This window comes from Chryseobacterium panacisoli, assembly GCF_008274625.1.
GTDB lineage: Bacteria > Bacteroidota > Bacteroidia > Flavobacteriales > Weeksellaceae > Chryseobacterium > Chryseobacterium panacisoli.
In genome coordinates this window covers 190576-216506 of record NZ_VTRU01000001.1, presented here as the reverse complement: position 1 = coordinate 216506, position 25931 = coordinate 190576, and the positions used below count along the sequence as shown (strand labels likewise).

General features: G+C 36.1%; 28 protein-coding genes. 9 read left to right on the top strand and 19 right to left on the bottom strand.

All coding sequences use genetic code 11. From position 1 onward, the window contains the following. Positions 1 to 52: 52 nt before the first annotated feature. The 6 genes from FW781_RS01030 to FW781_RS01005 all read right to left on the bottom strand — a co-directional run bounded on the left by FW781_RS01030 (position 53) and on the right by FW781_RS01005 (position 4274). The gene (locus tag FW781_RS01030; RefSeq protein ID WP_149385715.1) at positions 53 to 430 is read right to left on the bottom strand and encodes a hypothetical protein; all 378 of its coding nucleotides are present in this window, start codon (positions 428 to 430) and stop codon (positions 53 to 55) included. Positions 431 to 443: 13 nt separating this feature from the next. Then, the gene (locus FW781_RS01025; RefSeq protein WP_149385714.1) at positions 444 to 746 is read right to left on the bottom strand and encodes a hypothetical protein; all 303 of its coding nucleotides are present in this window, start codon (positions 744 to 746) and stop codon (positions 444 to 446) included. A 64-nt stretch (positions 747 to 810) separates the two neighbouring features. After that, a complete protein-coding gene (locus FW781_RS01020; protein ID WP_149385713.1) occupies positions 811 to 1398 on the bottom strand; it encodes a ferritin-like domain-containing protein in 588 nt (195 codons plus the stop codon). A gap of 400 nt (positions 1399 to 1798) precedes the next feature. Then, the gene (locus FW781_RS01015) at positions 1799 to 2413 is read right to left on the bottom strand and encodes a Crp/Fnr family transcriptional regulator (protein ID WP_228720108.1); all 615 of its coding nucleotides are present in this window, start codon (positions 2411 to 2413) and stop codon (positions 1799 to 1801) included. 50 nt (positions 2414 to 2463) lie between these two features. Beyond that, positions 2464 to 3060, bottom strand: a complete 597-nt coding sequence (locus tag FW781_RS01010; protein WP_149385712.1) for a Crp/Fnr family transcriptional regulator — start codon at positions 3058 to 3060, stop codon at positions 2464 to 2466. Between the two features lie 329 nt (positions 3061 to 3389). Continuing rightward, a complete protein-coding gene (locus FW781_RS01005) occupies positions 3390 to 4274 on the bottom strand; it encodes a DMT family transporter (RefSeq protein ID WP_149385711.1) in 885 nt (294 codons plus the stop codon). Positions 4275 to 4371: 97 nt separating this feature from the next. Between FW781_RS01005 and FW781_RS01000 the strand changes: the two genes are divergently transcribed. Then, positions 4372 to 5793, top strand: a complete 1422-nt coding sequence (locus tag FW781_RS01000) for an aminotransferase-like domain-containing protein (RefSeq protein WP_149385710.1) — start codon at positions 4372 to 4374, stop codon at positions 5791 to 5793. Positions 5794 to 5937: 144 nt separating this feature from the next. Here the strand turns inward: FW781_RS01000 and FW781_RS00995 are convergent, their stop codons facing one another. The 5 genes from FW781_RS00995 to FW781_RS00975 form a co-directional block, all read right to left on the bottom strand. Beyond that, positions 5938 to 6534 carry a Crp/Fnr family transcriptional regulator gene (locus tag FW781_RS00995; RefSeq protein WP_149385709.1) on the bottom strand — a complete coding sequence of 199 codons (597 nt, stop codon included), beginning with the start codon at positions 6532 to 6534 and terminating at the stop codon, positions 5938 to 5940. Next, a complete protein-coding gene (gene ytxJ, locus FW781_RS00990) occupies positions 6531 to 6911 on the bottom strand; it encodes a bacillithiol system redox-active protein YtxJ (RefSeq protein WP_149385708.1) in 381 nt (126 codons plus the stop codon). Before ytxJ ends, FW781_RS00995 begins: the two co-directional genes overlap by 4 nt. Next, positions 6908 to 7369 (bottom strand): DUF1569 domain-containing protein, encoded by a 462-nt coding sequence (locus FW781_RS00985; protein ID WP_228720107.1) that lies wholly within the window; start codon positions 7367 to 7369, stop codon positions 6908 to 6910. The genes ytxJ and FW781_RS00985 overlap by 4 nt, the downstream gene beginning before the upstream one ends. Beyond that, on the bottom strand, positions 7363 to 7899 hold the full coding sequence (locus tag FW781_RS00980) for a YfiT family bacillithiol transferase (protein WP_149385707.1): 537 nt from the start codon (positions 7897 to 7899) through the stop codon (positions 7363 to 7365). Before FW781_RS00980 ends, FW781_RS00985 begins: the two co-directional genes overlap by 7 nt. 221 nt (positions 7900 to 8120) lie before the next feature. Continuing rightward, a complete protein-coding gene (locus FW781_RS00975) occupies positions 8121 to 9263 on the bottom strand; it encodes a DEAD/DEAH box helicase (protein WP_149385706.1) in 1143 nt (380 codons plus the stop codon). Between the two features lie 289 nt (positions 9264 to 9552). Here FW781_RS00975 and pncA point away from each other — a divergent pair, with 289 nt between their 5' ends. Further along, on the top strand, positions 9553 to 10158 hold the full coding sequence (gene pncA / locus FW781_RS00970; RefSeq protein ID WP_047384986.1) for a bifunctional nicotinamidase/pyrazinamidase: 606 nt from the start codon (positions 9553 to 9555) through the stop codon (positions 10156 to 10158). A 172-nt stretch (positions 10159 to 10330) separates the two neighbouring features. Here the strand turns inward: pncA and FW781_RS00965 are convergent, their stop codons facing one another. Next, positions 10331 to 11509 (bottom strand): pseudouridine synthase, encoded by a 1179-nt coding sequence (locus FW781_RS00965; RefSeq protein ID WP_149385705.1) that lies wholly within the window; start codon positions 11507 to 11509, stop codon positions 10331 to 10333. A gap of 101 nt (positions 11510 to 11610) precedes the next feature. On the opposite strand from FW781_RS00965, the gene aroB reads away from it, so the two are divergent. The 5 genes from aroB to FW781_RS00940 all read left to right on the top strand — a co-directional run bounded on the left by aroB (position 11611) and on the right by FW781_RS00940 (position 16804). Beyond that, positions 11611 to 12657 (top strand): 3-dehydroquinate synthase, encoded by a 1047-nt coding sequence (gene aroB, locus FW781_RS00960; protein ID WP_149385704.1) that lies wholly within the window; start codon positions 11611 to 11613, stop codon positions 12655 to 12657. 279 nt (positions 12658 to 12936) lie between these two features. After that, complete coding sequence (locus FW781_RS00955; protein WP_149385703.1) at positions 12937 to 13572, top strand: porin family protein; 636 nt, start codon at positions 12937 to 12939, stop codon at positions 13570 to 13572. A 234-nt stretch (positions 13573 to 13806) separates the two neighbouring features. Next, positions 13807 to 14442, top strand: a complete 636-nt coding sequence (locus tag FW781_RS00950) for a porin family protein (RefSeq protein WP_149385702.1) — start codon at positions 13807 to 13809, stop codon at positions 14440 to 14442. Positions 14443 to 14649: 207 nt separating this feature from the next. Beyond that, entirely contained in the window at positions 14650 to 15234 is a 585-nt protein-coding gene (locus FW781_RS00945) for a porin family protein (protein ID WP_149385701.1), read from the top strand. A gap of 862 nt (positions 15235 to 16096) precedes the next feature. Next, entirely contained in the window at positions 16097 to 16804 is a 708-nt protein-coding gene (locus FW781_RS00940; protein ID WP_228720106.1) for a porin family protein, read from the top strand. A gap of 102 nt (positions 16805 to 16906) precedes the next feature. Here the strand turns inward: FW781_RS00940 and FW781_RS00935 are convergent, their stop codons facing one another. The 7 genes from FW781_RS00935 to FW781_RS00910 all read right to left on the bottom strand — a co-directional run bounded on the left by FW781_RS00935 (position 16907) and on the right by FW781_RS00910 (position 24028). Next, on the bottom strand, positions 16907 to 17854 hold the full coding sequence (locus tag FW781_RS00935; RefSeq protein ID WP_149385699.1) for a glycerophosphodiester phosphodiesterase family protein: 948 nt from the start codon (positions 17852 to 17854) through the stop codon (positions 16907 to 16909). A 140-nt stretch (positions 17855 to 17994) separates the two neighbouring features. Next, the gene (gene purF / locus FW781_RS00930; RefSeq protein WP_149385698.1) at positions 17995 to 19494 is read right to left on the bottom strand and encodes an amidophosphoribosyltransferase; all 1500 of its coding nucleotides are present in this window, start codon (positions 19492 to 19494) and stop codon (positions 17995 to 17997) included. A gap of 128 nt (positions 19495 to 19622) precedes the next feature. Continuing rightward, positions 19623 to 20345, bottom strand: coding sequence for a phosphoribosylaminoimidazolesuccinocarboxamide synthase (gene purC, locus FW781_RS00925; RefSeq protein ID WP_149385697.1), 723 nt, complete (start codon positions 20343 to 20345; stop codon positions 19623 to 19625). Positions 20346 to 20381: 36 nt separating this feature from the next. After that, positions 20382 to 21077: a DUF3307 domain-containing protein gene (locus FW781_RS00920; RefSeq protein WP_149387330.1), complete on the bottom strand. Its 696-nt coding sequence runs from the start codon at positions 21075 to 21077 to the stop codon at positions 20382 to 20384. Between the two features lies 1 nt (position 21078). Further along, positions 21079 to 21684, bottom strand: a complete 606-nt coding sequence (locus FW781_RS00915) for a SatD family protein (protein WP_047422919.1) — start codon at positions 21682 to 21684, stop codon at positions 21079 to 21081. A 170-nt stretch (positions 21685 to 21854) separates the two neighbouring features. Next, complete coding sequence (locus tag FW781_RS22250) at positions 21855 to 22007, bottom strand: hypothetical protein (RefSeq protein WP_172625636.1); 153 nt, start codon at positions 22005 to 22007, stop codon at positions 21855 to 21857. A 107-nt stretch (positions 22008 to 22114) separates the two neighbouring features. Then, the gene (locus tag FW781_RS00910; RefSeq protein ID WP_149385696.1) at positions 22115 to 24028 is read right to left on the bottom strand and encodes an endonuclease; all 1914 of its coding nucleotides are present in this window, start codon (positions 24026 to 24028) and stop codon (positions 22115 to 22117) included. Positions 24029 to 24217: 189 nt separating this feature from the next. Here FW781_RS00910 and FW781_RS00905 point away from each other — a divergent pair, with 189 nt between their 5' ends. Beyond that, on the top strand, positions 24218 to 25357 hold the full coding sequence (locus FW781_RS00905; RefSeq protein WP_149385695.1) for an acyl-CoA dehydrogenase family protein: 1140 nt from the start codon (positions 24218 to 24220) through the stop codon (positions 25355 to 25357). Positions 25358 to 25377: 20 nt separating this feature from the next. Beyond that, positions 25378 to 25875 carry a DinB family protein gene (locus tag FW781_RS00900; RefSeq protein WP_149385694.1) on the top strand — a complete coding sequence of 166 codons (498 nt, stop codon included), beginning with the start codon at positions 25378 to 25380 and terminating at the stop codon, positions 25873 to 25875. Positions 25876 to 25931 lie beyond the last annotated feature (56 nt).

The following is a 25931-nucleotide window of genomic DNA, read 5'->3' as shown; positions in this document are numbered from 1 at the left end:
TTGTGGTTGGTATAGGGTTCAAAGCAATAGGATAAAGAGCTATCCCGCAGAATTAATCTGCTTTTTTCTCCAGAATTTCAAGAAGCCTGTTGATATATTCTTCTTCCTTCAGTACTTTATAGTAGGCTGTTTTAGCATACAAAGTGAAATCCGGGGATTCAAATCTTATTTCATCATTCCTATCAGTGCTTTCCATGCTATTTTTAGTATGAAACTCACGGATATGAAGGATATATTCTTCCATATAAGCATCTATTACTCTTTTCAGAACCTCACATTGAGCATTATTTTTAATCTTTTCCAATGATTTGATCAGAAAAGCTGTCACTCCGTAAGAATTGATAATAGGCGGAAATAAAGATTCATTCTCTAGTGCATTATTTTTATCATTCAGCCCGGAATGTTGTAATGTTTCGTTTTCAAATATCATGTTCAAAAGGGTATTAGTTATGAGAAGCTTTTAAATATTGCTCAAAATAATGGAGGTCATTTTTATCTTTGATGGACAGATAAAACATGATCTGTTCCGGTTCTTTTAACCCAATACTGCTGAAGCAGTCGAAATGAGCAATTAATGCCTGTATATTTTCAATATCAATATCTTTCAGGATAATGAATAAAAGAAAAATATTTTCCCTTATTTCTTTGGCATAGATTGCAGCTCCATCCTCAAAACATTTTCCTGTATGGGTTACTTTTATAAAATCTTTGTGTCTCAGTGTTTTTATTATTTTATGACCGTCCATATATTTTTGATTTCATGGTTAAAATGGGTCATATAGAACAGGCTATATGACGTATCGTGTATTTTTAATCTTCCTGTTCTGCATCAAAATTGATGGATGTTTCCGCAATATCTGTAAGATGCGAATCGGTATCTTCTTCTTCCTGAAGTGTTCTTGCAAGGAGATCAGCAGCTTTATCATGTCCCATGGTAACTGCAAGTTGTGCAAGGCCGCCATACGCAGCAATTTCGTAATGTTCCACTTTTTGGGCGGCAATAATCAATGCGGCATCTCTTGTTGCAGAACCGTTTTCTGTAGATTTGATGACTTCTTCACCTTCTTCAATGATTCCTTTTATAGCCTTACATTCTTTTTTTTCGGGCTTTTCGTCAATAAGTTTGAAAACTTTTTCCAGACGTTTTACATGCTTTTGGGTTTGAAGATGATGATCTTCAAAGGCCTCCTTCAGTTCTTCAGTGGTAGCAGCTTCCTGCATTTTTTCCAATGCTTCAAGAATGGCGTTTTCAGCGTAATAAATATCTTTCAGGGCACTTACAAAGAGTTTGTGAAGTGGAGCCTTTTTCATTTCGTTCTTATCGACAGTCGTCTTGTCTGCAGTTCCTTTTTGGATGGCAGAAACTGAATTATTGGTTTCTAATATTTTATTTGGCATGGTGTTGATGGTGTTTGTTAAAGGGATTACCTCTTTATATTTGATTAAAGAGACAATCCCGGAAAAAAAATTATGAATTATGTCTGCCTCCGAATCCGGAATGTCCTGATGATCTTCCGGCTACGGAGGATAAATGGTCTCTTGAACTGCGGTTTCTTGAATTTTAAGCTTTCATAACTGAGTTTCTATATTACTGTTTAATGATGGATATTACAGTCCGTGACTAATATCAGTATTAGACGGCAACAATTGAGTGTCGGTAATTTTAAATGAATAATAAAAGCAAAATGCTTTTTGCGTGCCTTTTATTGAGGTCTTAGGAATGGTATCGAATAATTCTTTACCAAATATACGTCAGAATAATTCACTTTTTTATGACCTGAGTCATGTTAATCAAATATTAATATAAAATTTTGCGGTCTTTTAAAGTTATGCTGCCTTCTTTTTCCATTTTTTTTAAAGTTCTGATCACTGTTTCCACACGCAGGCCTGTAAGATTGGCAATCTGCTGACGTGTAAATGCAATATGGAAACACTGGTGGCAGTCTTCATCATGATAGCTTTTAAGATAATCCAATAAGCCTTTCAACCTCTGCATAGGGTTTTGCGATGCCAGGCTCTGCATCATTTTTAATTTATAAAAAATTTCCTGTGAAAGGCAGGCATTCATTTCCAGAGAAAGATCCGGATGCTGCCTGATCATTTCAAAGAAATTATTTTTGGGAAGTCTTATTATTCGGGAATCTTCAAGACATATGGCATTGATGGGATAATCCTGGTTGAGAAAAAGCATTGCTTCTCCAAAGCTTTGTTTTCTGCCCAGAATATTATGAATGAATTCTTTTCCGTTTTCATTATAATTATTCAATTTTACTTTTCCTTCACCAATCTGAAAATAATATAATGCATGATCCTCCTCTCTAAAAACTGATTCCTGTTTTTTATAGCCTTTGTCTTCTGCACCAAAAGAGTACAGAAGATTTTCATCAATATTCATGCAGCTTATTGTCTTCATAACTTCACTAGGTTTTTCAATAAAAAAATTTACAATTAGTATGCTTTAAATTAGTATAAAATTTTACGATTTTCAATTCTCACAATTTTATCTCTTTCCATATGTTTGATGGTTCTTATTGCAGTTTCCACACACAGACCTGTAAGGCTCGCCATTTGCTGTCTCGTTAACGGAACCAGAAAAGAATAAGGGGTAAGATCCTTTTGAGAACTTTTAAGGTAATCCATCAATCCTCTCAGCCGTATAGAAGGATTTTGAGATGAGAGGCTCTGCATCATAATGAATTTATAATAAAGACGTTCTGAAAGAAAACTGTTTACCTCCATATACAATTCCGGAGAGTGATTCAGCAGATTGAAAAAGGCAGATTTATGAAGTCTGAGAACACTGCATTCTGTAATGGCTTCTGCATTCATAGGGTAAGGTTTCTCTATAAACAGAATGGATTCGCCACAGCTTTCTCCGTCAGATAAAATGTTCTGAATAAATTCTTTCCCTTCCTCATTATAATTGTTGAGTTTTATTTCTCCTTTGATAATCTGATAATAATAATTAGGAGTATCCCCTTCATAGAATATAATTTCTGAAGAGGTATAATATCTCGTTTCCGCTCCCGCTGAAATCAAAATGTTTTCGTCGATAACCATAATAGCCTTTTTTGGAATTGTTTTCTTCTTCCTATCCTCTTAATCTCAGTAAAAATATTATTGGTAATCGATTGTAAGTTGCATGCAAAAACTGCACCTTAACTATCGATTAAAATGTTAAATAAAGTTAAATAAACTATTAATTTCAACCATTTTTAAGCTTATTGATTTAAACTTATCAAAAAATTAACTTTATAAGCAATATTTCGCAATTAAAAAAGGTTAATATTTACCGCAACATTTTGATTACGAAAGCAAAAGCCCTGTTTCTGCATGAAACGGGCTTTCTTTATGTAGTTTCCAAGGGATTCTTGGATTTCAATTTTTAATTATTTCGCAAATTTCTTAGTACCTGCCACACATAAGATTACTCCTACCGTCACACCCAGCATTCCCATACTCACCTGCTCATGAAGAAGCAAGGCTGCCAGTGCCAGGCCAAAGAAGGGCTGAAGCAGCTGCAGTTGTCCCACAGTAGCAATACCACCCTGCGCTAATCCTTTATACCAGAATACAAAACCAATAAACATGCTGAAAAAGGAGATATAACCCAATCCAAACCACCCCTGGAAGCTAACATTCCCAATATCATCAGGAAAGTAAATAAAGAATAAAGGAATCATAACAGGCAATGCCAGTACCAATGCCCAGGAAATCACCTGCCAGCCACCTAATGTTTTGGATAGTTTTGCCCCCTCAGCATAACCCATACCGCATAAAACAACAGCAAGCAGCATCAGAATGTCGCCAATGGGTGAAGCAGATATTCCTTGTGAAACCGCATATCCAATCACTAAAAGACTTCCAACAATAGAGAAAAACCAGAATATAGGATGTGGCCTCTCACCTCCACGGAAAACTCCGAATATAGCGGTTGCTAAAGGTAACATTCCCAGAAATACAATAGAATGAGCCGAAGTAAGATACTGAAGAGCCAACGCAGATAGAAGAGGAAAACCTACCACACAGCCAAGTGAAACCAGAAGTAAAGGAGTTAATTGTTCTTTAACAGGACGTTTTTCTTTACCCAGCCATAATACGATAAGAGCTAATATCCCTGCCACAGCTGCCCGGACTATTGTTACAAAAGTTGGGCTCATTTCCATAACTGCTAATTTGGTAGCGGGTAATCCACCGCTAAATAATACAACACCAATGAAACCATTGATCCATCCGCTTATATTTTCATCTTTTGTTATTTGATTTGTCATCATTGTAAGAAAGGTTTTAATTGATGGTTCAAAATTAGAAAGGATAATTTGATAAACACAGTATCAGTTTTGTATATTTGCATGAGCACAGTTTGAAAATATGAGCAAAGAATTTTTATACACAGAAATTGCAGACGGAATTGCAGGACAGATCAGAAATGGTATTTTAAAGACCGGAGATAAGCTTCCTTCGGTAAGAATGCTATGCCAGGAACATCAGGTGAGTATGAATACAGCCAAACGTGTTTTCCTCGAACTGGAATCCCAGTCTCTGATAGAATCAAAACCACAATCCGGCTATTTTGTAAGCCAGCTGCCGTCCACAAAACTGCCTTTACCGGAAGTAAGCCGCCCATCATTGATTGCCAATAATGACGAACCGGATGAACTGATTAGTAAAGTGTATGAAAATATGGGTAAAAAGGATCTCACCTTTTTCTCAATCGGAATACCGTCCGGAGATCTCTTACCTCAGGCAAAACTTAAAAAAGAAATCGTAAATGCTATCAGGGAATTAAAAGAAGGGGGCACAGAATATGAAGAGCTTCAGGGAAATCTCAAATTAAGAAGAATGATTGCTATACGTTCTCTGCAATGGGGTGGAAATCTGAGTGAAAACGACCTGATTACTACCAATGGCGGAATGAATGCTTTGTCTTTCTGCTTGATGGCATTAGGAAAACCCGGCGATACGATTGCCATTGAGAGTCCTTGCTACCCGGGAATTTTACAGCTGGCCAACGGATTGGGTTTAAAAGTACTGGAACTTCCTACACATCCTACTACCGGAATAGAAATCGAGGCTTTAAAAAAAGTAATCCCCCAAATAGATATCTGCCTGCTCATTCCTAACTTCAATTCACCTTTGGGAAGCTGTATGCCTGATGAAAACAAAAAAGAAATAGTAAAAATACTTTCAGAAAACAGCATTCCGCTGATTGAAGATGATGTCTATGGAGATCTTTATTTCGGCTCTACCCGCCCGAAATGCTGTAAATCTTTTGATAAAGACGGAAGTGTGCTGTATTGCAGCTCCATTTCAAAAACTCTGGCTCCGGGATATCGTGTAGGCTGGATTGCACCAGGAAAGTATAAAGATAAAATCATGAAGCTTAAACTCCTGCATTCCACATCCTCTATTTCAATCGTCAATGAAGCTGTAGCCAACTTTCTGAAATCCGGAAAATATGAAAAACATCTGCAGCAGCTCCGCAGAACTTTGCAAAATAATTATCAGAACTATGTTCAGACCATTGCAGAGTTTTTCCCGGAAGGTACTAAAACCAGCCGTCCACAGGGAGGATTGTCTTTATGGGTAGAATTTGACAGGAAGATACGGACAACGGAGTTATACGATCTGGCTATCAAGCAAAGTATAAGCATTGCTCCCGGAAGAATGTTTACCTTACAGGAGCAGTTTGAAAACTGCATGAGACTCTGCATAGGGCTTCCATGGTCAGAAGATACCCAGGCAAAACTCAGACAGGTTGGAAATCTCGCGAAAAAAATTTATTTGAAGTAAGGAAGATAGAGGCTGGAAGATGGAAGTTATTATAGTTTTAAGAATAGATTATGTCAATTCTTATTAAGGATGTTTAAATAATAACTATCAAGTTCTTTTGTGTTTACCGGAACTTCAAGCTTCCCTCTCCCATCTTCCAGCTTTTTATTTATTATCCGGAATGAAGTTTTTTCTTGCCAGTTCTTTTCTTACACGGCTCAGGCTCTCAGGAGTAATTCCAAGATAAGAAGCAATCATCCATTGCGGTACTCTCAGAAGCAAATCAGGATACATTTTAATAAATTTCATATATCTTTCTTCTGCAGTCTCACCAAGCAAAGAGTTGATTCTGTTTTGAAGGCTTCTGATATGTTTCTGAAGCAGAAAATCACTTCTTTCAATACTGTTTGGAAACTGTTCAACCAGCTTATTAAAGAAATCAGGATGCAGAAACAGAATTTCTGAATCTTCAACTGCTTCTATATAATAAATGGATTTTTCATTGAAATAAAGACTGCTTCGGTCAGAAATCAGCCAGCTTTCAGGAGCAAACTGTATAATATGCTCCTTCCCGTTTTTATCAATGGAATACATCTTCAACAGCCCTTTTTCTACGAAGAATATATGCCTGCAAATTTCGCCGTACTGAAGGAGAAACTGATTTTTAGGAATTTTCTTTACCTCATAGTGCAGACTGCAGGTGTTCACATTCTGAAGGGGAACGTTTAAAACTTTGGCTAAATAATCATTTATATTCTTCATGATACAATCTGGCTTAAAGAAATATCCTGGTGTGAAGCATTGTTTACAGGCTTTCCGTTCTCTATTACAATCAGCTGCGGACTTTCGTGTCTGATCTCAAAATCTGCCGCTATTTTATTGGAAACAGATCTGTAAGCTAATAGATCCAGATAGTATACATTGACCGGCTGATCAGAATTTTCAACTTCTTTTTCAAAATTCTTCAGTACAGTTCTGCTGATAAAACAGCTTGTTGAATGCTTAAATATAGCAATTCTATTCTGAAAAGAATCTTCTATAGCTTTTGTAAGGTCTTCTTCAGACTCTATCTTTTTCCAGAACGTTTTTTGGTCAGGGGTTTCGTTTTTTCCACCGAATATTTTATCAAAAAAACTCATACATTAAATTGTTTTAGATGATGATCAAGATGTTTATATTCTAAAAATGTCCAGTCTTTTTCAGTCATGCTTCCGAATAGTCTGTGATGATCCGGCAGGCTGTTTTTTTCACAAGCTTCCCGGAATTCCTCCAGTGTTTTCAGCAGATTGGTTTTTGACACATCAAAATCACACTCAAAATTAACGATTAGTTTTTGAAAAGTAGGCATGTTTCTGGGAATTCCATTATTGAAGACATACATTTCTGCTTTAGTGAATATGCCTATCGTCTTATACACGATGTTGATACGGGGAAGCTCTACTTTTTTCAAAGCTACCTGAAGAACTAGGTCACAGTGTTTTAGCATTTGACATACGTTCATTTTCCCCCATCTTCCATGGGAATTTTCAGATAACATGGAAATTCGGTCTACAATTTCCTTATAATAGATGGGATTATTAAGAAGCTTCCTTACCAACCTTTTTCTTTCTTCAGATTTTCAATATGAGCAAAATGATGGTTACAGTGCCAGACGTACAAAGCAAGGCTGTCTCTTAGATTATAATCTCTTTGATGCTCCGGGTGATGAAAAGTTCTTTCAAATTGTTTATTTGTAAGGCTTTTAAGGAGTACAACCCATCTTTGGTGTGTTCCTTTCAGCATTCTCATAGCCGGTTTTACAGGCATGTGGAAACTGTCCTGAAGCTCTGCCCATTTGGCTTCATCATAAGGCTTTATGGTAGGATTATCTTCTGTAAGAGCCAGCTTAAAACGTATAAAACTATTCATATGACTGTCCGAAAGATGGTTTACAAGCTGTCTTACCGTCCAGCCTCCTTCTCTGTAAGGAGTATCCAATTGATCGTCCGTAAAATGTTCAATGAGATTTTTTAACCTTCCGGGAAAGTCTTTGATCACTTTGATGTAAGTATCCAATGTAGTATCACAGATGTTTTCCGGAACTTCAAACGGGCCTATTGGAAACTTTTTTTTCTCTAAATCACTCATTGCTCAGTTTTTTTAATTTTTAAATATTGACGATTTGTCCGGTCATTACCATTTGGACAATTGCTCGAATATCATTTGGTGTAAATTTATCAAAAATTCAAGAATTTAAGGTGAATAAAGCATTAATTGTACTTATAACAATTTATAAAGTTCAATATCACTGCCAAATAAAAAGGCTTCAGTTTGATAAAACTGAAGCCTTTACTATTGTAAATCAGGCATTAATATCCATGTAAATCAATACCTTCTGTTCTTTGTAAAGTTACTTTTTTTCCCATTTTCTTCTGAATCACTCTGAAATGCTGTAATTCATCATCCGTCAGAATACTAATTGCCGTTCCTTTCTCATTAGCACGCCCTGTTCTACCGATACGGTGAATATAATCTAAAGGCGAACGCGGCAATTCGTAGTTGATCACACATGGTAATGATTCAATGTGAATTCCACGGCCAATCAGGTCTGTTGCCACCAGAATCTGGGCTCCGTTTACTTTAAACTCTTCCAGGTTATTCCTGCGGGCACCCTGGGATTTCTGGCTGTGAATAGCCACTGCCTTAATTTTATTCTTTTTAAGCTTTTCCACCAGGTTATCCGCAGATCTTGTAGATGAAACAAAGATCAAAGCCTTTTCCACTTTTTTCTCTTTAATCAAATAACGCAGGAAAGGTCCTTTATTTTCCGGTGAAACATGATATGCAAGCTGTTCTATATGATCAATTTCAACTTCTTCTTTTTTAATTTCGATAATAGTGGGATTAATAGACAGGCGTTCTTTCATTTCAGAAACCTTATCATTTAAAGTTGCTGAAAACAAAGTCGTTTGTTTCACTACAGGCATCATTGCGAAAAGCTTATTCATTTCTTCACCAAAGCCCAGCTGAAACATCTTATCCGCTTCATCTATCACCAGATGCTGAATTCCTGAAATACTCAAAGCATTATGGTCAATTAAGTCTAATAAACGTCCGGGAGTGGCAATAAGAACTTCCACCCCAAACATTCCTTTCATCTGAGGATTGATGGAAACACCTCCATAAACCGCCATTGTACGAACCTCACGCTTCAGATTTTCCGTAAAAGCTCTGAAAACTTCATCTATCTGAATAGCCAATTCACGTGTAGGAACCAATATTAAGACCTGAACATTACGGTCTTTTTTAACTTCAGTATTCTGTAGTTTTTCTAAAATGGGCATTACAAAACAAGCCGTTTTCCCGGAACCTGTCTGTGCAATCCCCATGAGGTCTTTTCCCTGCAAAATTATAGGAACCGCCTGCTCTTGTATTGGAAATGGCTTTAAATATCCCAGCTTGTTAACAGAACGAATAATATTGTGTGATAATCCTAACGATTCAAATGACATAAAAATACTTATTTACTGCAAAGATAAGCTATTGAGATTTAGTTTTATTTTTTTGAAACGCAAATGCCTGAAGTCCGAAGATAGAAGTAATGATAGATATAAAAGAATAATGACACTCTCTGTTTCATCATTTTAAAAAAATTGTTATATAAAGACAATCAGCCGCTGCACAACTGAAAGTAATTCCTTCTTCCGGCTTATTTTTTGCCGATTTGTCCGATAATTCAGTTTTGGACAAATTTTTGAAGATTAGTTTTGTAAATTTATCAAAAATTCGAGAATTCAAAATATGAAAAAAGCGTTAATAATAGTCGATGTACAGAATGATTTTTGTGAAGGCGGAGCCCTTGCAGTCCCTGGATCCAGCGAAATTATCCCGTATATCAATCTTCTGATGGAGGAAAATGCATATGATCAGGTGGTTCTTACACAGGACTGGCATCCTGCAGGCCACAAAAGTTTTGCAAGCAGCAATGGCAGACAGGTGGGAGAAAGTATTATTTTAAATGGTGTTCCTCAGTTTATGTGGCCGGATCATTGTATTCAGGGGACTTTCGGAGCAGAATTTCACAAAGATCTGAACCGAGACAAAGTAACCCATATTGTACAAAAAGGAAAAAATATAGAAATTGACAGCTACAGTGGTTTTCAGGATAATAATCATTTTATGAAAACCGGACTGGATGATTTCCTGAAATATCATGATATCCAATTGGTAGAAATCGTAGGACTGGCATTAGACTATTGCGTTAAATTCACTGCTCAGGATGCTGTGGCCAACGGATATGTAACATGCCTTCACTTCAATGGTACACGTGCTGTAAACGTAAAACCAGACAACGCCAGAGACGCCATCTACGAGATGATTGAAAAAGGAGTGACAGTTTTGGGGTAATGAATTTTAATATAGAAATTTCAAAACCCACAGCCTGATTGATATATAAAAAGCGCAGAATTAATTTCTGCGCTTTTTTATTCTTTACACTTAAATGTACTTTAAAAGAATGATATAAGTTAAAAATCTGAATCCTTTATTCATCATCTATAACTCATAATTCATCATTAAATTAAAGCATTTTAAGGTTATTTACCTCCAGTTCTGTAAGGATTCTCCAGTGTCCTCTCTTGATATTCTTCTTCGTTAATCCGGCAAACATTACTCTGTCTAAAGCTTCCACTTCATATCCTAATCTTTGGAATATTCTTCTGATAACACGGTTCCATCCAATATGAATCTCGATTCCGATCTCATTTTTAGGCTTTCCTTCAATGTATGAAATCTGATCAACAACTGCTACCCCTTCATCAAGACGGATTCCTTCTGCAATAAGACGTAGATCTTCCCCGGTAAGCTTTTTATCTAACGTTACATGGTAAATCTTTTTAGCATCAAAAGATGGATGCGTTAATTTTTTAGTCATGTGTCCGTCATTGGTCAATAAAATAACCCCTGTTGTAGAACGGTCTAATCTTCCAACCGGGAAAACTCTGTAAGGAGAAGCATTTGCTACAAGATCCATTACTGTTTTTCTGGCTTTGTCATCTTTCGTCGTAGAAATGTACCCTTTTGGTTTATTAAGAAGCACATAAACAGGTTTTTCAGGAGTAATACTCTGTCCGTCAAAAACTACTCTGTCGGTTTTCTGTACCTGATAGCCCATTTCGTTGACTACTTTTCCGTTTACTTCTACCAATCCCTGAGTAATAAGTTCATCAGCTTCTCTCCTACTGCAGATCCCTGAATTCGCTATATACTTATTTAGACGGATAGTATCTTTATGAACATCTTTGTCAATTTTATTTAACCTTCTTTTTTGTACAAAAGATTTTGCTCTGTCATCCCTTTCATCTCCATTAGAGGGTCTTCTGCCATATTTCAGACTACCTCTTTCATATTTATCTCTTGTATTAAAACTATTTCCTCCTCTTTTGGGTTTTCCGAAAGACTTTCTCTCAAAACTCTCACTTTTATTGGTGATGTAAGGTTTTTTTTCAGATTTTGAACCCATATCTTCATTGGAACCTTCAGAGCTGTCTGCAGTTCTCTTGAAAGGTTTCTTGTCAAATTTTGAGTTAGTCCCTCTATGTTCCGGCGCTGTTCTGCCTCCGTCTTTAGAAAAAGGTTTTTTAAAAGGTTTTGATCCTGAAGAATTTCCAGATCTGGAAGCACGAGAATCATCAGAACTTTTCTTGGTTGAAATTCTTGGTCTCTTTGGTCTGTCTGAATTATTATTATCTCTGCTCATTCTAAAAATTTCTGCAAAGATAGTAATTTAGTTACGAGTTAAAAATTAAGAATCATAACTTTGCACTATAGTTTACATTTTAACTTTACAAATATTAGAAGATGATAACAATATTAAACGATAATTTTTCTCAGCTTAATACGTTTCTTCATGAAAAATCTTTCAGCAAAATCTTCATTCTTGTTGATGAAAACACTCATGAATACTGCCTTCCTATTCTTTTAGGAAATATGGAAACAGACCTTGGCTTTGAAATTTTAGAGATTGAAGCCGGAGAAGAAATGAAAAATATCCAGACTGCCAATCAGCTTTGGGAAATTCTTACAGAAATGCAGGCAGACAGAAAAGCACTGGTTATCAATCTTGGTGGCGGTGTAATTACTGATATGGGTGGCTTTGTAGCATCTACTTACAAAAGAGGAATACAGTTCATCAATATCCCCACTACCCTTTTATCAATGTGTGATGCTTCCATAGGAGGAAAAACAGGTATTGATCTGATGCACTATAAAAATATGGTAGGAACTTTCGCTTTCCCGGAACAGATCTTTATTTTTCCGAAATTCTTAGAAACATTACCATTTAAAGAATTAAGAAGCGGATTCGCTGAAATGCTGAAACATGGATTAATTGCTGATAAAAATCATTGGGACCAGCTGATCCAGATTCGCAAACTGGAGGCAGAAACAGTCATTCCGCATATTCAGACTTCTATGAATATCAAGCAGGACGTTGTAGATAAAGACTTCCACGAACAAAATATCAGAAAAACGCTGAATTTTGGGCATACAATAGGTCATGCTGTGGAAAGTTTATGCTTACAGCAAGGAAATCCTATCCTTCACGGAGAAGCGGTTGCTATGGGAATGATTGCAGAAGCCCATCTGGCCTATCTGGAAAATCTTATTTCTGAAGCAGATGCAAGTGTCATCATCGAAAATGTACAGAGATACTATCCTTACCTGGATATTAATGATTTTAAAGATGAGGATATCACCGCATTATTACTGAATGATAAAAAGAATACAGACCGTAAAATCAACTTTTCCCTGCTTTCAGGAATTGGTTCTTGCACTTATGATCATCAATGCAGCCAGGAAAATATCCTTGAATCTCTGTCTTTTTATAGAAAATTGAATAATGCTTAACTCTTTTTTGGAAAGAAAAACCTGGTGTAAAAGGTTATTTTTAACAAAATTGTCAATTTAGACCTCTTCTAAACAAATGTTTATTTAAATTCATAATCAATTGTTAATCAATTAATTATTTAAAAAATCATTTAAACGCTAAGTGATTTTTTTATTGATTTTAATCATAAAAAATATTTTTGGCAAGCAATTTGAAAGATACTCTGCGTTCAACTGAAAAATGTTGAACAAGTAGTAAAATTTAAAATTAAGAAAGAGTAAAATTAAAAAATTAAAGTTATGAAAAAGTTAATTTTAGGATTAGCGTTAACTGCAGGAACATTCGCATTCGCTCAACAAACAGGAAACACATCTTCTAATCCAGTAACATTTGGGGTAAAAGGGGGAATGAACGTTTCTTCACTTTCAAAAGACAGTGGTCTTGATGATCAGAAATCTAAAATAGGGTTCAACGCAGGTGTATTTGCAAACATTCCATTAGCAGCTTCATTCAGCGTACAGCCAGAGGTATTATATTCACAATATGGTAATAAATCAGACTTTACGTCATTTGGAACAAAATTTTCAGCTTCTACTAAGTTAGATTATATTGCTGTACCAGTAATGTTCCAGTATAATTTAATCCCTAATCTTTATGTGGAGGCAGGACCAGAATTCGGTTTCATGGTAAGTGCTAAAAACAAATTAAAAAATGAATCTAACGGAGATTCTACTACATCAGACAATTACAAAGACAACTTCAATACATTCAATTTTGGAATCGGTCTTGGTGCTGGGTATTATTTCACTCCGAACCTAGGACTTACAGCTAGATATGTAGCAGGTTTAACAGATATCGCTAAAAACAGACCTAACGGATCTGATGCTGTCAGAAACAATGTATTCCAGGTAGGTTTAGCTTATAAATTCAAATAAGCTCACACATTCACTAACAAATTTTATATTCAATAGAAAAGATCAGATTAATTTTTTAATCTGGTCTTTTTTTTATGGTAACGTATTGATGCTTTGATATAACGTTAAACATATATCCCGAAGCATTGATTTTTCAATTAGTTAAAAATATAATAAAGTCCTTAGTGAAGGGGTTTCACGGCATGTTGTTTGTTGCTTTCCGAGCGTTAAACAACTTAAAAATAAAACTAATCTATGAAAAAGATTTTTTTAGGCCTGTCACTTATTGCAGGTACTTTTGCTTTCGCTCAAAGCACATCCACTTCAACTTCTGAAACGACTTCTCCGGCACCTTCTTCTTCTTCTAAAATCAAATTTGGTTTAAAAGCAGGGCTAAACGTTTCTACCCTTTCTAATATGGATATGAAAGCAAAAGCAGGATTCTATGGTGGTGTTTTTGTGAATATTCCTGTCGCTAAGGATTTCTCTGTTCAGCCGGAACTATTATACAGTGCTGTGGGAGCTAAAGAAAAAGGAGGCCGTAATTCAAAACTTAATTTAGAATACATTTCCGTTCCTGTAATGTTTCAATATAAAGCACTTCCTAATTTTTATGTAGAAGCTGGACCTCAATTTAGTTTCCTGATGGGGGCAGAACAAAAAGATGATGTCGGAAGTTTACAACTTAAAAATGCAACCAAGAGCTTCGATTTCGGAATAGGATTGGGAGCGGGTTATAATATTACTAAAAATATTGGCGTGAATGTGAGATATACTGCAGGGTTATCTGATATCGTAAATGCAAAACAACAGAGATATCTTTATGGATATGGCAGACCGGGATCTGTAAGAAACGGAGTATTCCAGGTAGGGGTAAATTACAAATTCTAAAGCTTATTTAGCTTTTCTCGTTAAGTTTTTATAATTAAAGTGAAGCCGGATTAGAATTAATCCGGCTGTTTTATGTAATAATAAGATTTACTTTTTCCAATATACCGCATAAACATTGGATATACAACCTGTTTTAACTTTGGCACGCCATTTGATTCTTAATGAAATGTTAAATAAAACTTAAAAACTATTAAAATATAAAAACTTATGAAAAAGATTTTTTTAGGACTTGCACTAGTAGCAGGTACTTTCACTTTCGCTCAGAAGACTTCAACTTCTACTGCTTCATCTTCACCAGTTAGATTTGGTGTAAAAGCAGGTCTTAATATCTCTACTATTTCAAACAGTGATTTGAATTCAAAAGCTGGATTCTACGGTGGTGTTTTTGCAAACATTCCAGTGGCACAAGACTTCTCTGTACAGCCGGAAGTATTATACAGTGGTTTGGGTGGTAAATATAAAGGTAACAGTGATCTGAAACTTAACGCGGATTATATCGCAGTACCGGTAATGTTACAGTACAACCTTATTCCTAATTTATATGTAGAAGCTGGTCCTCAATTCGGTTTCCTTATCAGTGCTAAAGGAAAAGGCAACGGTGGATCTGTAGATATTAAAGACAATTTGAAAAGTTTTGATTTCGGAATTGGTCTTGGAGCTGGATATTATTTCACACAAAATATCGGAGTGAATCTAAGATACACTGCAGGATTGTCTGATGTCCCTAAAAACAATCCAGGTGATGCTTCTAGAAACGGAGTATTCCAGGTAGGATTAGCTTATAAATTCTAAAAGTCAGGAAGCTTTAAAAGCAGACTTTTCTAATCAATACAAAGCCGGATTAAATTTAATCCGGCTTTTTTATTATGTTGATATTTTTTGGCAAGAAATTTGCGTATTGAGTAGTGATTGTACTCTATTCTGGAAATCCAACTTATGATTCCGTTTTTACAATGAAATAGGTATTGGTTCAATTGAATTTCAATGCTCAAATCTAACTATTACCATTATAAACTTTTAACGAGAACAGCATTGGGTTGTTAACATATAGAATGCAAGGCATGATACAGAAATGTATGTTGTCCAATAATTAGATACATTTTGATTTCAATAGAAAAAGTCAGGTTTATTAGTTTAAGCCTGACTTTTTCGCTTATTTGCCAATTCCCTCCTTGCAATGAAGAAAAATTAAAACTTTAAAATCTTTAAAAACGCTTTACACTACTGGGGAGCATCCAGCCGTAAGAAATAATACGTTTCAAATTGTAGTTGCTTATAAGTTTAAATAGGAATATTTATTATTTTCAAATCGATACAGGGCCATAGATAGTTCAGTGTTTTTATTTCAGATTTTGAAAACAGCGGGATGTCTTATCATTATTTATAAAAATCGGTTCTGTTTTCTGAATATTTTATCATTTCAATTATCTACATTAAAGCTTTCTGAGTCTTCAACTCTATTCATAAAATATTAAGTTTGGCAATATATTTATTCATTAAAAAGGGATAAATGATTAAAAAAAAACTTTCCAAAAACCCCTTAAAACCCTCTATGAATAGGCGTTTTTCAACTTTGGCAAGCATTTTGCAAAATAATTGGAGTCTGATTGAAAAATCATTCAACACACAAATAGTAAAATTAAAAAATAAAATTATGAAGAAGTTATTTTTAGGATTAGCATTAACTGCTGGTACATTAGCTTTCGCTCAGGAGACAGAAACAAAAACAGTAAATGCATCACCACTAAAAAAAGATGTTCAACCCGTAAGATTTGGAATTAAAGCAGGGGGAAACTCCGCTTATTTCAGTCAGCAGAAGTTTGGGATCAATACCCAGCAACTAGGTTTTCATGCAGGTGCATTCGTTAATATTCCAGTTTCAAAACAATTCAGCATCCAGCCAGAGGTACTATTTAACCAAATGGGGGCAAAAGATGTAATGTATTCTACAGAAACTGACAATGGAGTTACGAACGTAAAGACGAAGGTGCAGAGCAGAGTACAAATGAACTATATTTCAGTTCCATTAATGGTTCAAATGAGACCTGTTGACAAGTTTTATATTGAAGCAGGACCTGAATTCAGTTATTTCCTTAATGGTAAAAACAAATCCGAATCTAGTGTAGCAAGTACTACAGGCGGTGTTACTACCACTACTGAAAGTTCAAATTCTCAGGATATTGACAAAGATATGATCAACAAATTCAATTTCGGATTGGGCCTTGGTTTAGGATATGATATCACTTCCAACATTGGTATCAATGCAAGATATGTAAACAGCTTAACGAAAATTGATAAGAGCAGACCTGCTGCTGAAAACAATAACAGAATATTTCAGTTAGGCCTGAACTATAAATTCTAATCAAAAGAACCAATTTTTAACCCTAAGTGCAGGTATCTGCACGCATAAAATAGCCGGAAGAATTTCTTCCGGCTATTTATATTATGTAGAACATTTTAAAATTTATTCAAATATCCTCGGATCATCGCTGATTACTCCGTCTATTCCCATATCCTTTAGTTCCTTCAATCTTTCTTTTGTATTCACAGTCCATGGGATTACTTTCATTCCTAATAAGTGGCACTCCTGTACTAATTGTGGTGTTACAAGGCTATGTTCAGGACTGTAAATAGAAGGAGTGAAACTCAGGAACTTCATATCTCCTGCCACTCCACTCAGATGATCGGGATACATTTTGAATTTCTCCACAGGAATATTTTTAAAATAAGCCTGCTGCTGAGCCCGTTTTTTATCATCCACTTTTTCTACCAGAAGAGCTGTCATTATTTTGGGATATTCTTTATGAAGGATTTCCAGTGTCCTGGGGTCAAAAGACTGGATAATCACTCTGTCCTGAATCTTTTTCTCTACAATAATTTTCATCATCAGATCTACAAATTCTTTGGGTTCCGGATGAAATATGTTATCAGAGAAAGGACGTGTTTTTGTTTCTATATTATAAAAAGGCAATGGTCTCTTTAGTTCACGGGCATAGGCTTCACATGCGTCTATGACTTCTGACAAGAGAGGTTTCTGAGCCATCATTTTCTTTTGATCGGGATAGTTATTCAATTTTTTTAATCCTACATCAAATGTTTTAATCTTTGCATAAGGCATCTCATAAATCTTATAATAAAAACCAGAATCTTTGGGGATATAGGTTCCATCAGCCTTTGTGACCAACTCCGGCGACAGGAAAGCATCATGGGAAAGGATTACCTTTTTATCTTTTGTGATGGCCAGATCCATTTCCAGGGTTGTTATATTCATTTTTAAGGCATTCTTCATTGCCGGGATGGTATTTTCCGGGTAAAGAGACTTTCCTCCACGGTGTGCCTGTTTATCAAAAGATTGTGACGTGTAAAGTTGGGCAAATGCCAGAAAGATACCCGTTAAGAATGCGTTTTTCATATCCTGAACTTTTAATCAGACAAAATTAAAACTCTATTATATATTGTATAATACAGGAATATTAAGCTTCTGCTACATTTATAAAACAAAAGAGCCGGGTTATAGCCCGGCTCTTTTATTTTATGGTTTCAATAAAGAGGTTAATTGAATAAATCTACCTCTTCTCCTTTTCCTACAGGATATTCTTCTGTAAAGCATCCGAAACAGTGATTTGCAGATCCTAAAATGGTTTTCAGGTTATCTATGCTTAAAAACTCTAAAGAATCTACTCCTAAATAGTTTTTAAGTTCTTCTGTCGTCATATTGGCTGAGATAAGATCATCTTTAGACGGAGTATCAATTCCAAGGTAGCACGGGGCAATAATTGGCGGAGAAACACTTCTGAAGTGAATTTCCTTTACTCCTGCATCTTTCAGAATTTTAACAAGTCTCTTAGATGTTGTCCCTCGAACGATAGAATCATCAATAATCACTACTCTTTTATCTTTCATTTCAGAGATGATAGGATTCAGTTTAAGGTTCACAACTCTTTCTCTCATTTCCTGTGTAGGCACGATGAAACTTCTACCGATATATCTGTTTTTAATCAGAACAGGACGGAAAGGGATTCCTGAAGCTTTAGAGAAACCAATGGCAGCAGGAACTCCGGAATCCGGAACGCCAATAACCAGATCAGCTTCTACAGGAGCCTGTTCCCAGATCTTCTCCCCAGATTTTTCTCTGATCTCGTATACATTGATGTTTTCTAAGGTAGAGTCAGGTCTTGCAAAGTAGATATATTCAAAAGAACAGATTCTCTGCTTTCCTTTCGCTTCATCCATCATATAGGAATGAAGTTTTCCAGGTTCATTTTCATTGGTGTAAATGATCTCACCAGGAAGGATATCGCGTACGTATTGAGCTCCTACAGCATCCAATGCCACAGATTCTGAAGCTACTACATAAGATCTTTCGTCGATAGCTCCCAAAACCAATGGACGGATTCCGTTGAAATCTCTGAATGCAAAGAATTTATTTCTTGTCATCCCTACTACGGAATAAGCTCCTTCGATCTTTTCCATGGTTGCTTTAATAGCTCCTCGAAGACCTAAATCAAGGTTTTTCTGGATCAGTCTCAGAATCACCTCAGAATCGGAGGTTGCTCTGAAAACTACGCCTTCAGCCTCTAATTCCTGTTTTAATTCTTTCGCATTGGTAAGGTTACCATTGTGTGCTATAGAAAGTATAATCTGGTCATATTCGTTTTTCGCGAAAAATGGCTGGAAGTTATATTTCTTTTTATCTCCTGCAGTGGTATAACGGGTATGCCCGATTGCAGAATTTCCCATAAAAGTTTCAGGTTCCTGAATTTCTTTATACACATCTAAAACCAGCCCTTCATCTTTCATATTGGTGATTCTTCCGTCTTTTAAAACGGAGATTCCACAAGCTTCCTGGCCTCTGTGCTGTAATGCAAAAAGCCCGAACTGTGAAAGAGAGAATGTATCCAGATCATTATCCGAATACAATCCGAAGATTCCACACTCTTCATTGGGAGCATCCAGTCTTTCCTCTTCCTGAGTTCTGAAAAGATTTCTTCCGTAAGTCTGGGTTTTAAACTGTTTTAAATATTCACTTTTATGAATGTCTAAACTTTTCATTTCTATTTTTTCTAATGATTAGAAGTTAGATATTAGATGTTAGAAATTAGTCTAAGTTAACTTCAGTTTTTAATTTTTGTTTTTAAATAACAAATTGTTTTTCAGAATAATATCCTTTCTCTGAAAGCTTATTTCTGTAAAAGGTTCTTAAGACGGTTGTAGATTTCTACATAAGCTTCAGTAACTTCTCCTAAGTCTCTTCTGAATCTGTCTTTGTCAAGCTTTTTCATGGTATCTTTATCCCAAAGTCTGCATGTATCAGGAGAAATCTCGTCAGCCAGGATAATTTCACCGTCTGAAGTTTTACCTAATTCGATTTTGAAATCTACCAGGATAATATTGATTTTGTCAAACAGGTCGATAAGGATTTCATTGATATCTGAAGTCAATTCATACATTTCGTCAAGCTCTTCGTAAGTAGCTGCTCCTAAGAAAACAGCATGATGATCATTGATAAGCGGATCTCCCAATTCGTCTTTTTTGTAGCAGATATCGAAGATTGTTACCGGAGATTTGATTCCTTCCTCAACTCCTAATCTTTGTGCCATACTTCCTGCAGAGTAGTTTCTTACCACCATTTCCAAAGGAATGATAGATACTTTTCTTACCAACTGCTCTCTTTCGTCCAATTGTTTGATGAAATGAGTTTTGATTCCTTTTTCATTTAAGTATTCAAAAATAAGGGTTGTGATCGCATTGTTCATTTCCCCTTTAAGGTCTACCTGACCTCTTTTTTGAGCGTTAAATGCTGTAGCATCGTCTTTGAAACGTACTACTACTTCATCAGGATTATCGGTTGCAAATACCTGTTTTGCTTTCCCCTCGTACAACATTTCTTTCTTTTGACTCATAATTTTACTTTCTAAATTGTAGTTAGATTTATTGATTTATTTTATAATTATTCCTGTTAAGACAGCCAGCCCAAAACTCAGCAGCGTACCAATTAATACATATTCTGTAAGCTTTCTCTGTTTTGCCTGTGCCAGGTCGCTGAACCTGAAAACAGATTTGGCAGCCACCATGAAACCTACGCCTTCCCAGTGATTCACCATAATAAAAGTGAAGACCAGCAGACGTTCTAAAACTCCGATATATTTTCCGGCACTTGATAAAGATTCGGTTTGAATAGTATTGGGGCCATCCGGAGCGGGTGTCCATGATGACAATATGATTTTGATAAAAATAGATGCCGGTGTTGTTAGAAACAATGCAGCCATAATGATCTTTAAAAACTCCTGATTCTGCAAAAAGCTGAAGCTGAATTCCTGAAAATACAGAGAAACTCCGCCAATTACCAGAACATGCAGAAGCTGATCAATGAAAAACCATCTTTTTTTAGTCTTTACCTTTTGAAATGTAAGTTTAGCTGCATCAATAATAAAGTGAGTAATGCCCACCAAAGCTGCTACCCACCAAAGTTTCAGATCCCAAAGAAAAATAAAACTTAACGCGGTGTGAATCAGAACATGAAAGTATAAAAACTTACTTTTTAGTTTATAGTTTTCCTTATCTGCAACCCATGAATTTGGCTGAAGTATAAAATCTCCAAGTAGATGTGCCAATATGAGTTTGATAAAGATCATGCTATAGTTCTGAGATTTTCTTTCTGAAATACTGGTTGGTTTCCACGATGAGCTCATAGTTAGCTCGCTTCAGTCTCTGGCTTACAGAAGACTGTGAAATAGCAAATCTTTTGGCAAGATCTTCCTGGGTAATATCCTGATTCATGATCATTTCATGAATGATTTCTGCTGTAGCCATAGTCCAGTTGTCAAAATCTTTAGACGACCATTTCAACAGGATATTAAGATCCCTGTCTACCGGATCACTGGATGTTTTGATGGCAACGGTATGGCCGTCATTTTTAAGGTCATTAAGCAATCTTCCGGAATGTACATAAGCTGTACCATTGGATTCTGTGATTTTCTCAGAAGAGAAACTTTCTTCACCAATACCGATGGCCATTCTTACATCTAAATTTTCCAGACTTTTAATAAGAGATTTTATGGCTAGAAACCGCCAGAAAACGTCATCAATATTGCACTTGAACTGGAACTCATCTCCTCTGTAGATTTCCCATGTGCCAGGAGCGCTTCCCCATCTTTCGAGAAGATTTTTAAGTCTGGTAATCCAAACTTCAGTGTCCGCATGCTGTGAATTTATAATATCACCGGTAATGACCGCTATCATACTGCAAATATAAGCATAATTACTTATAAATAAAAAATATAAGCAGAAACACTTATAGATATTGATTATTAGTGAATCTGCTTATATCGATTATGTACTAATCATAAGGTTTTTAAGCCTTTAACAAAAAATGTAAAATTATAAAAATGCAAAAAGATTTTTTGTTACATTTATTTTAACTCTACTTTTTCCACTTTATTTTTAAGTAAGAAGCTATTTCCTGCTATCTGCTCATACTCCTCACGCCCTAGCTGTCCTGAACTCAGCCAAAAGATCTCTTCCTGCTGCGGGGTAACCGCTCCTATCAGGGCTAAAACAGTCATTACGAGCAAAGCGAAGCAATCCCATCACCCCTATTAAAATAAAACCTCACAGATTTTTAAAATCTGTGAGGTTTAGGTTTGTTACTAATAAGTAGATCCTGCAACTGTTATCTTTTAATAAACTGATGCGTTTTCTCATCAAGTTGTAAGAAATAAACTCCTGCCGGGATTCCCTGTACTGAAATATTTTTCTTATTTCTGAACGGATCTTTCTCTGTGTAGATCACTTTTCCGGAAAGATCTATAATTCGGGCTGTTTTTATTTGTTCCGTTGCTCCGCTTACATAAAGATCATTGTAAACCGGGTTGGGATATATTGTAAATTCATTATGGGCAGTAATGAGTTCTGCAGCAGATAATGTACCTCCCAGATTCTGACAATAATTAGACGGATAAGAATCCCATTCGTTGATATTAAAGGTATCTGTAGGCTTATTGATCGTACTTTTTCTATATAAAGAGACATTCCCGTTATTATTGGTCGTGTATTTCACACCGATAGCATCTATAGTTACCGTCTTATTATAAGCAAGCTCCACATAGTTTTGCCCTGCAAACATCAGAGGATCAGAAGCCGTTACAAATCTTGCCTGATCATTGGTATAGCATGATAAAGAAGCTTTTGGATTCAAAATAACAAAAGTTTCGTTGTTTCCAACTTTACCTTCCAGTTCATAGGTATCACCGCTGTAAATAGCTCCTGAAGAGTTGTTTTTAAACTGAATATTAATTCTGTAATTATTTAAATTAACCTCATGCCCGGTTTTATTAACGATTTCCAGAGCATTGTTCTTAACAAAATCTGTATTGGTTCCTGATATATACTTGGTAATCATAAGGTCCTGAGCATAGGAATCCGAAGCAATTGTTGCAGCTGTAACCGTATTGCTGAACGGAGACTCCAGATATGCTTTATCAAAAGCTTTCACTGTAAAAGTATATGTTGTTGAAGGGCTCAGATGGTCAATAATTACAGAAGTTCCTTTTGTAACTGCAATTGGAGTTGTGGAGCCATTCATGTAAATCCTGTATCCTAAAATATCCGTGTCAGAAGAAGCCGTCCAGTTCAGATTCACAAAATAAGCATTCTGCTGGGTTGAAACCAATGATCCCGGTGCTGCCGGTGCAATATTATCAGGAGTTTCAGACCAGATCAGATCAATCCATTCAGGATGATCAATAAATGGATTTCTGTTTTTCTGTATGTTGTAGATAGCATTATTCCTGTCGATTTCTCTTTGCGAAACAGGATCTGCTGCACTCCATTGCTTTAGCATGGCAACATATGGAAGATCTATGGCTCTCTCTTCGGTTCCGTCAAGCGGACACTGATCTGTAGCCGGTGTTATGTTGGCTGATGTAGTATAAGCTGTATTAAATGACCCCAGTTTTCCTTCATATCTTACTGCAAAATACAATAAAGTCCTTGCAATATCACCTTTAAACTCGTTAATAGGTTCGTAAACTCTTCCGGTATAAGGATAATTTGGAATTGCAGCATTGGATATCCTCGAAGTATTTGTGAAAATATAATGATTTGTATTGTTTCCTATTCCATAAGGATAATTATTCCTTCTCTGGTTGATATAAGCATCAACAGGAATAATGAAGTTCAGATCCGAATACATAGGATAATCACTAATAGACGAACTTGTACTGAATGTGCTTTGCGGCATCATATGTTCTCTGTTATAGCCCTGCCCTTCTCCAGCTGCACCAGCGATCAGTTGATCCGCTTTGTATTCATAAACATCCGGTCCTGAAGGTATTTCCGAATAGATATCCAGCATATACTGAGTATTGGAAGCATCATGATCATAATATTTGTCAAGATCAGTTTGATTATAGAGCACCTTCAGATCGTCATAATGCCAGTTGATCATTTTATTCGAAATAATATCGTGAAGCTTCGACTTCAGAGCATACCCCGTCAATCCTGCTGTTCCGTCGTAATAGCCGGCAGGTGCCTGCGCAGAAATAGAAGAGGAAATTAAAATGATAGGAAGTAAAATTTTTTTCATGCCTTAAAAATTGAGAACCAAAATAGTGAAATAAAAAATGTAAAAGGCTGAATATTTTATTAAGAAAACATTAATTCTGGAAATATAAAAAATTGAAAATTAAACATATTACCGCTTAAATATTACGAATGAAATAATTATTTTAGCATTCCATCAATTTGGTTATCTTTGGGCACTAACTATTATTATATGAATACAGAGACTATTGACAACATCAAAATGATAGCGGAGACGGCTAGAGAATTTGCAGAAAAGAACATCAGACCGAATATTATGGAGTGGGATGAAAGCCAGACTTTTCCAAAAGACTTATTCCACCAGTTAGGTGAGATGGGTTTTATGGGAATTGTTGTTCCTGAACAATATGGAGGTTCCGGTTTAGGTTATCATGAGTATGTTACTATTCTGGATGAAATTTCTCAGGTTGACCCATCTATCGGTCTTTCTGTAGCAGCACACAACTCACTTTGCACCAACCATATCTATGAATTTGGAAATGAAGAACAAAGACACAAATGGCTTCCTCAGCTGGCTTCCGGAAAAGTAATCGGAGCTTGGGGACTTACAGAGCACAATACAGGTTCAGATTCAGGAGGAATGTCTACTACCGCCGTAAAAGATGATGACGAATGGATCATCAACGGAGCTAAAAACTTTATCACTCATGCTATTTCAGGAGATATTGCTGTAGTAATGACAAGAACGGGAGAAATAGGCGCTAAAAACAACTCTACAGCTTTTGTTTTAGAGAAAGGAATGCCTGGGTTCACTTCCGGGAAAAAAGAAAATAAATTAGGAATGCGTGCTTCCGAAACAGCTGAATTAATCTTTGATAATGTACGCGTACCGGATTCCCACCGTTTAGGAGAAGTAGGTGAAGGTTTCAAGCAGGCTATGAAAGTACTGGATGGTGGTAGAATTTCTATCGCTGCATTAAGCTTAGGTACTGCAAGAGGAGCTTACAAAGCTGCTTTGAAATATGCAAAAGAAAGACATCAGTTTGGAAAACCTATTGCAGATTTCCAGGCAATCAACTTTATGCTGGCAGATATGGCTACAGAAATTGATGCTGCTGAGCTTCTTATTCAAAGAGCTTCTACCCTGAAAAACGCAAAACAGAAAATGACAAAAGAAGGAGCTATGGCTAAGCTATATGCTTCTGAAGCTTGTGTAAGAATTTCTAACAATGCGGTTCAGATTTTCGGAGGATACGGTTATACAAAAGACTTCCCAGCTGAAAAGTTCTATAGAGATTCTAAACTTTGCACCATTGGTGAGGGTACTTCTGAGATCCAGAGACTGGTCATTGGAAGAGATATTACAAAATAAATCTTTAAATCCCAATACAAATGATTAAACAGGCACTTTTAGGTGAATTTCTGCACGAAGCTGAAAACACCAGAAAAATTTTACAGGCAATCCCTGACAGCGCATTAGACTGGAAACCGTCTGAAAAAAACTGGACAACCGGCCAGCTGGCTTCTCACATTGCTGAAGTATACAATTGGTACGAATCTACTTTCAATCAGGATACTTTTGATATGGGTGCGTACAAGTATGACAAAGGAGATATTTCAAAAGCGGAAAATATCCTAGCAAAATTTGAAGAAAATGTTGCCAACGCACAGAAAGTTCTGGAAAACTCGGATGAAAGCACTTATTTCAATGAGTGGAAAATGGAAATGAACGGAAATGTAATTTTTCCACCGTCTCCAAGAATCCAGGTGGTTAGAGGCTTTCTTTATAATCATTTGTACCATCACAGAGGTGAACTGGTTGTTTATTTAAGATCAACCGGGAACAAAGTCCCTGGACTTTACGGTCCTACTGCTGATGACAAATTCTAAGTAAGGATTATATAAATATAGTAAAGCTGTTTCATTTTGAAACAGCTTTTTTTGTA

Excerpts from the sequence above, each read along its gene's own strand:
- FW781_RS01030 (WP_149385715.1), bottom strand. The coding sequence starts at position 430 with ATGATATTTGAAAACGAAACATTACAACATTCCGGGCTGAATGATAAA.
- FW781_RS01025 (WP_149385714.1), bottom strand. The coding sequence starts at position 746 with ATGGACGGTCATAAAATAATAAAAACACTGAGACACAAAGATTTTATA.
- FW781_RS01020 (WP_149385713.1), bottom strand. The coding sequence starts at position 1,398 with ATGCCAAATAAAATATTAGAAACCAATAATTCAGTTTCTGCCATCCAA.
- FW781_RS01015 (WP_228720108.1), bottom strand. The coding sequence starts at position 2,413 with ATGAAGACAATAAGCTGCATGAATATTGATGAAAATCTTCTGTACTCT.
- FW781_RS01010 (WP_149385712.1), bottom strand. The coding sequence starts at position 3,060 with ATGGTTATCGACGAAAACATTTTGATTTCAGCGGGAGCGGAAACGAGA.
- FW781_RS01005 (WP_149385711.1), bottom strand. The coding sequence starts at position 4,274 with ATGATGACAAATCAAATAACAAAAGATGAAAATATAAGCGGATGGATC.
- FW781_RS01000 (WP_149385710.1), top strand. The coding sequence starts at position 4,372 with ATGAGCAAAGAATTTTTATACACAGAAATTGCAGACGGAATTGCAGGA.
- FW781_RS00995 (WP_149385709.1), bottom strand. The coding sequence starts at position 6,534 with ATGAAGAATATAAATGATTATTTAGCCAAAGTTTTAAACGTTCCCCTT.
- ytxJ (WP_149385708.1), bottom strand. The coding sequence starts at position 6,911 with ATGAGTTTTTTTGATAAAATATTCGGTGGAAAAAACGAAACCCCTGAC.
- FW781_RS00980 (WP_149385707.1), bottom strand. The coding sequence starts at position 7,899 with ATGAGTGATTTAGAGAAAAAAAAGTTTCCAATAGGCCCGTTTGAAGTT.
- FW781_RS00975 (WP_149385706.1), bottom strand. The coding sequence starts at position 9,263 with ATGTCATTTGAATCGTTAGGATTATCACACAATATTATTCGTTCTGTT.
- pncA (WP_047384986.1), top strand. The coding sequence starts at position 9,553 with ATGAAAAAAGCGTTAATAATAGTCGATGTACAGAATGATTTTTGTGAA.
- FW781_RS00965 (WP_149385705.1), bottom strand. The coding sequence starts at position 11,509 with ATGAGCAGAGATAATAATAATTCAGACAGACCAAAGAGACCAAGAATT.
- aroB (WP_149385704.1), top strand. The coding sequence starts at position 11,611 with ATGATAACAATATTAAACGATAATTTTTCTCAGCTTAATACGTTTCTT.
- FW781_RS00955 (WP_149385703.1), top strand. The coding sequence starts at position 12,937 with ATGAAAAAGTTAATTTTAGGATTAGCGTTAACTGCAGGAACATTCGCA.
- FW781_RS00950 (WP_149385702.1), top strand. The coding sequence starts at position 13,807 with ATGAAAAAGATTTTTTTAGGCCTGTCACTTATTGCAGGTACTTTTGCT.
- FW781_RS00945 (WP_149385701.1), top strand. The coding sequence starts at position 14,650 with ATGAAAAAGATTTTTTTAGGACTTGCACTAGTAGCAGGTACTTTCACT.
- FW781_RS00940 (WP_228720106.1), top strand. The coding sequence starts at position 16,097 with ATGAAGAAGTTATTTTTAGGATTAGCATTAACTGCTGGTACATTAGCT.
- FW781_RS00935 (WP_149385699.1), bottom strand. The coding sequence starts at position 17,854 with ATGAAAAACGCATTCTTAACGGGTATCTTTCTGGCATTTGCCCAACTT.
- purF (WP_149385698.1), bottom strand. The coding sequence starts at position 19,494 with ATGAAAAGTTTAGACATTCATAAAAGTGAATATTTAAAACAGTTTAAA.
- purC (WP_149385697.1), bottom strand. The coding sequence starts at position 20,345 with ATGAGTCAAAAGAAAGAAATGTTGTACGAGGGGAAAGCAAAACAGGTA.
- FW781_RS00920 (WP_149387330.1), bottom strand. The coding sequence starts at position 21,077 with ATGATCTTTATCAAACTCATATTGGCACATCTACTTGGAGATTTTATA.
- FW781_RS00915 (WP_047422919.1), bottom strand. The coding sequence starts at position 21,684 with ATGATAGCGGTCATTACCGGTGATATTATAAATTCACAGCATGCGGAC.
- FW781_RS22250 (WP_172625636.1), bottom strand. The coding sequence starts at position 22,007 with ATGACTGTTTTAGCCCTGATAGGAGCGGTTACCCCGCAGCAGGAAGAG.
- FW781_RS00910 (WP_149385696.1), bottom strand. The coding sequence starts at position 24,028 with ATGAAAAAAATTTTACTTCCTATCATTTTAATTTCCTCTTCTATTTCT.
- FW781_RS00905 (WP_149385695.1), top strand. The coding sequence starts at position 24,218 with ATGAATACAGAGACTATTGACAACATCAAAATGATAGCGGAGACGGCT.
- FW781_RS00900 (WP_149385694.1), top strand. The coding sequence starts at position 25,378 with ATGATTAAACAGGCACTTTTAGGTGAATTTCTGCACGAAGCTGAAAAC.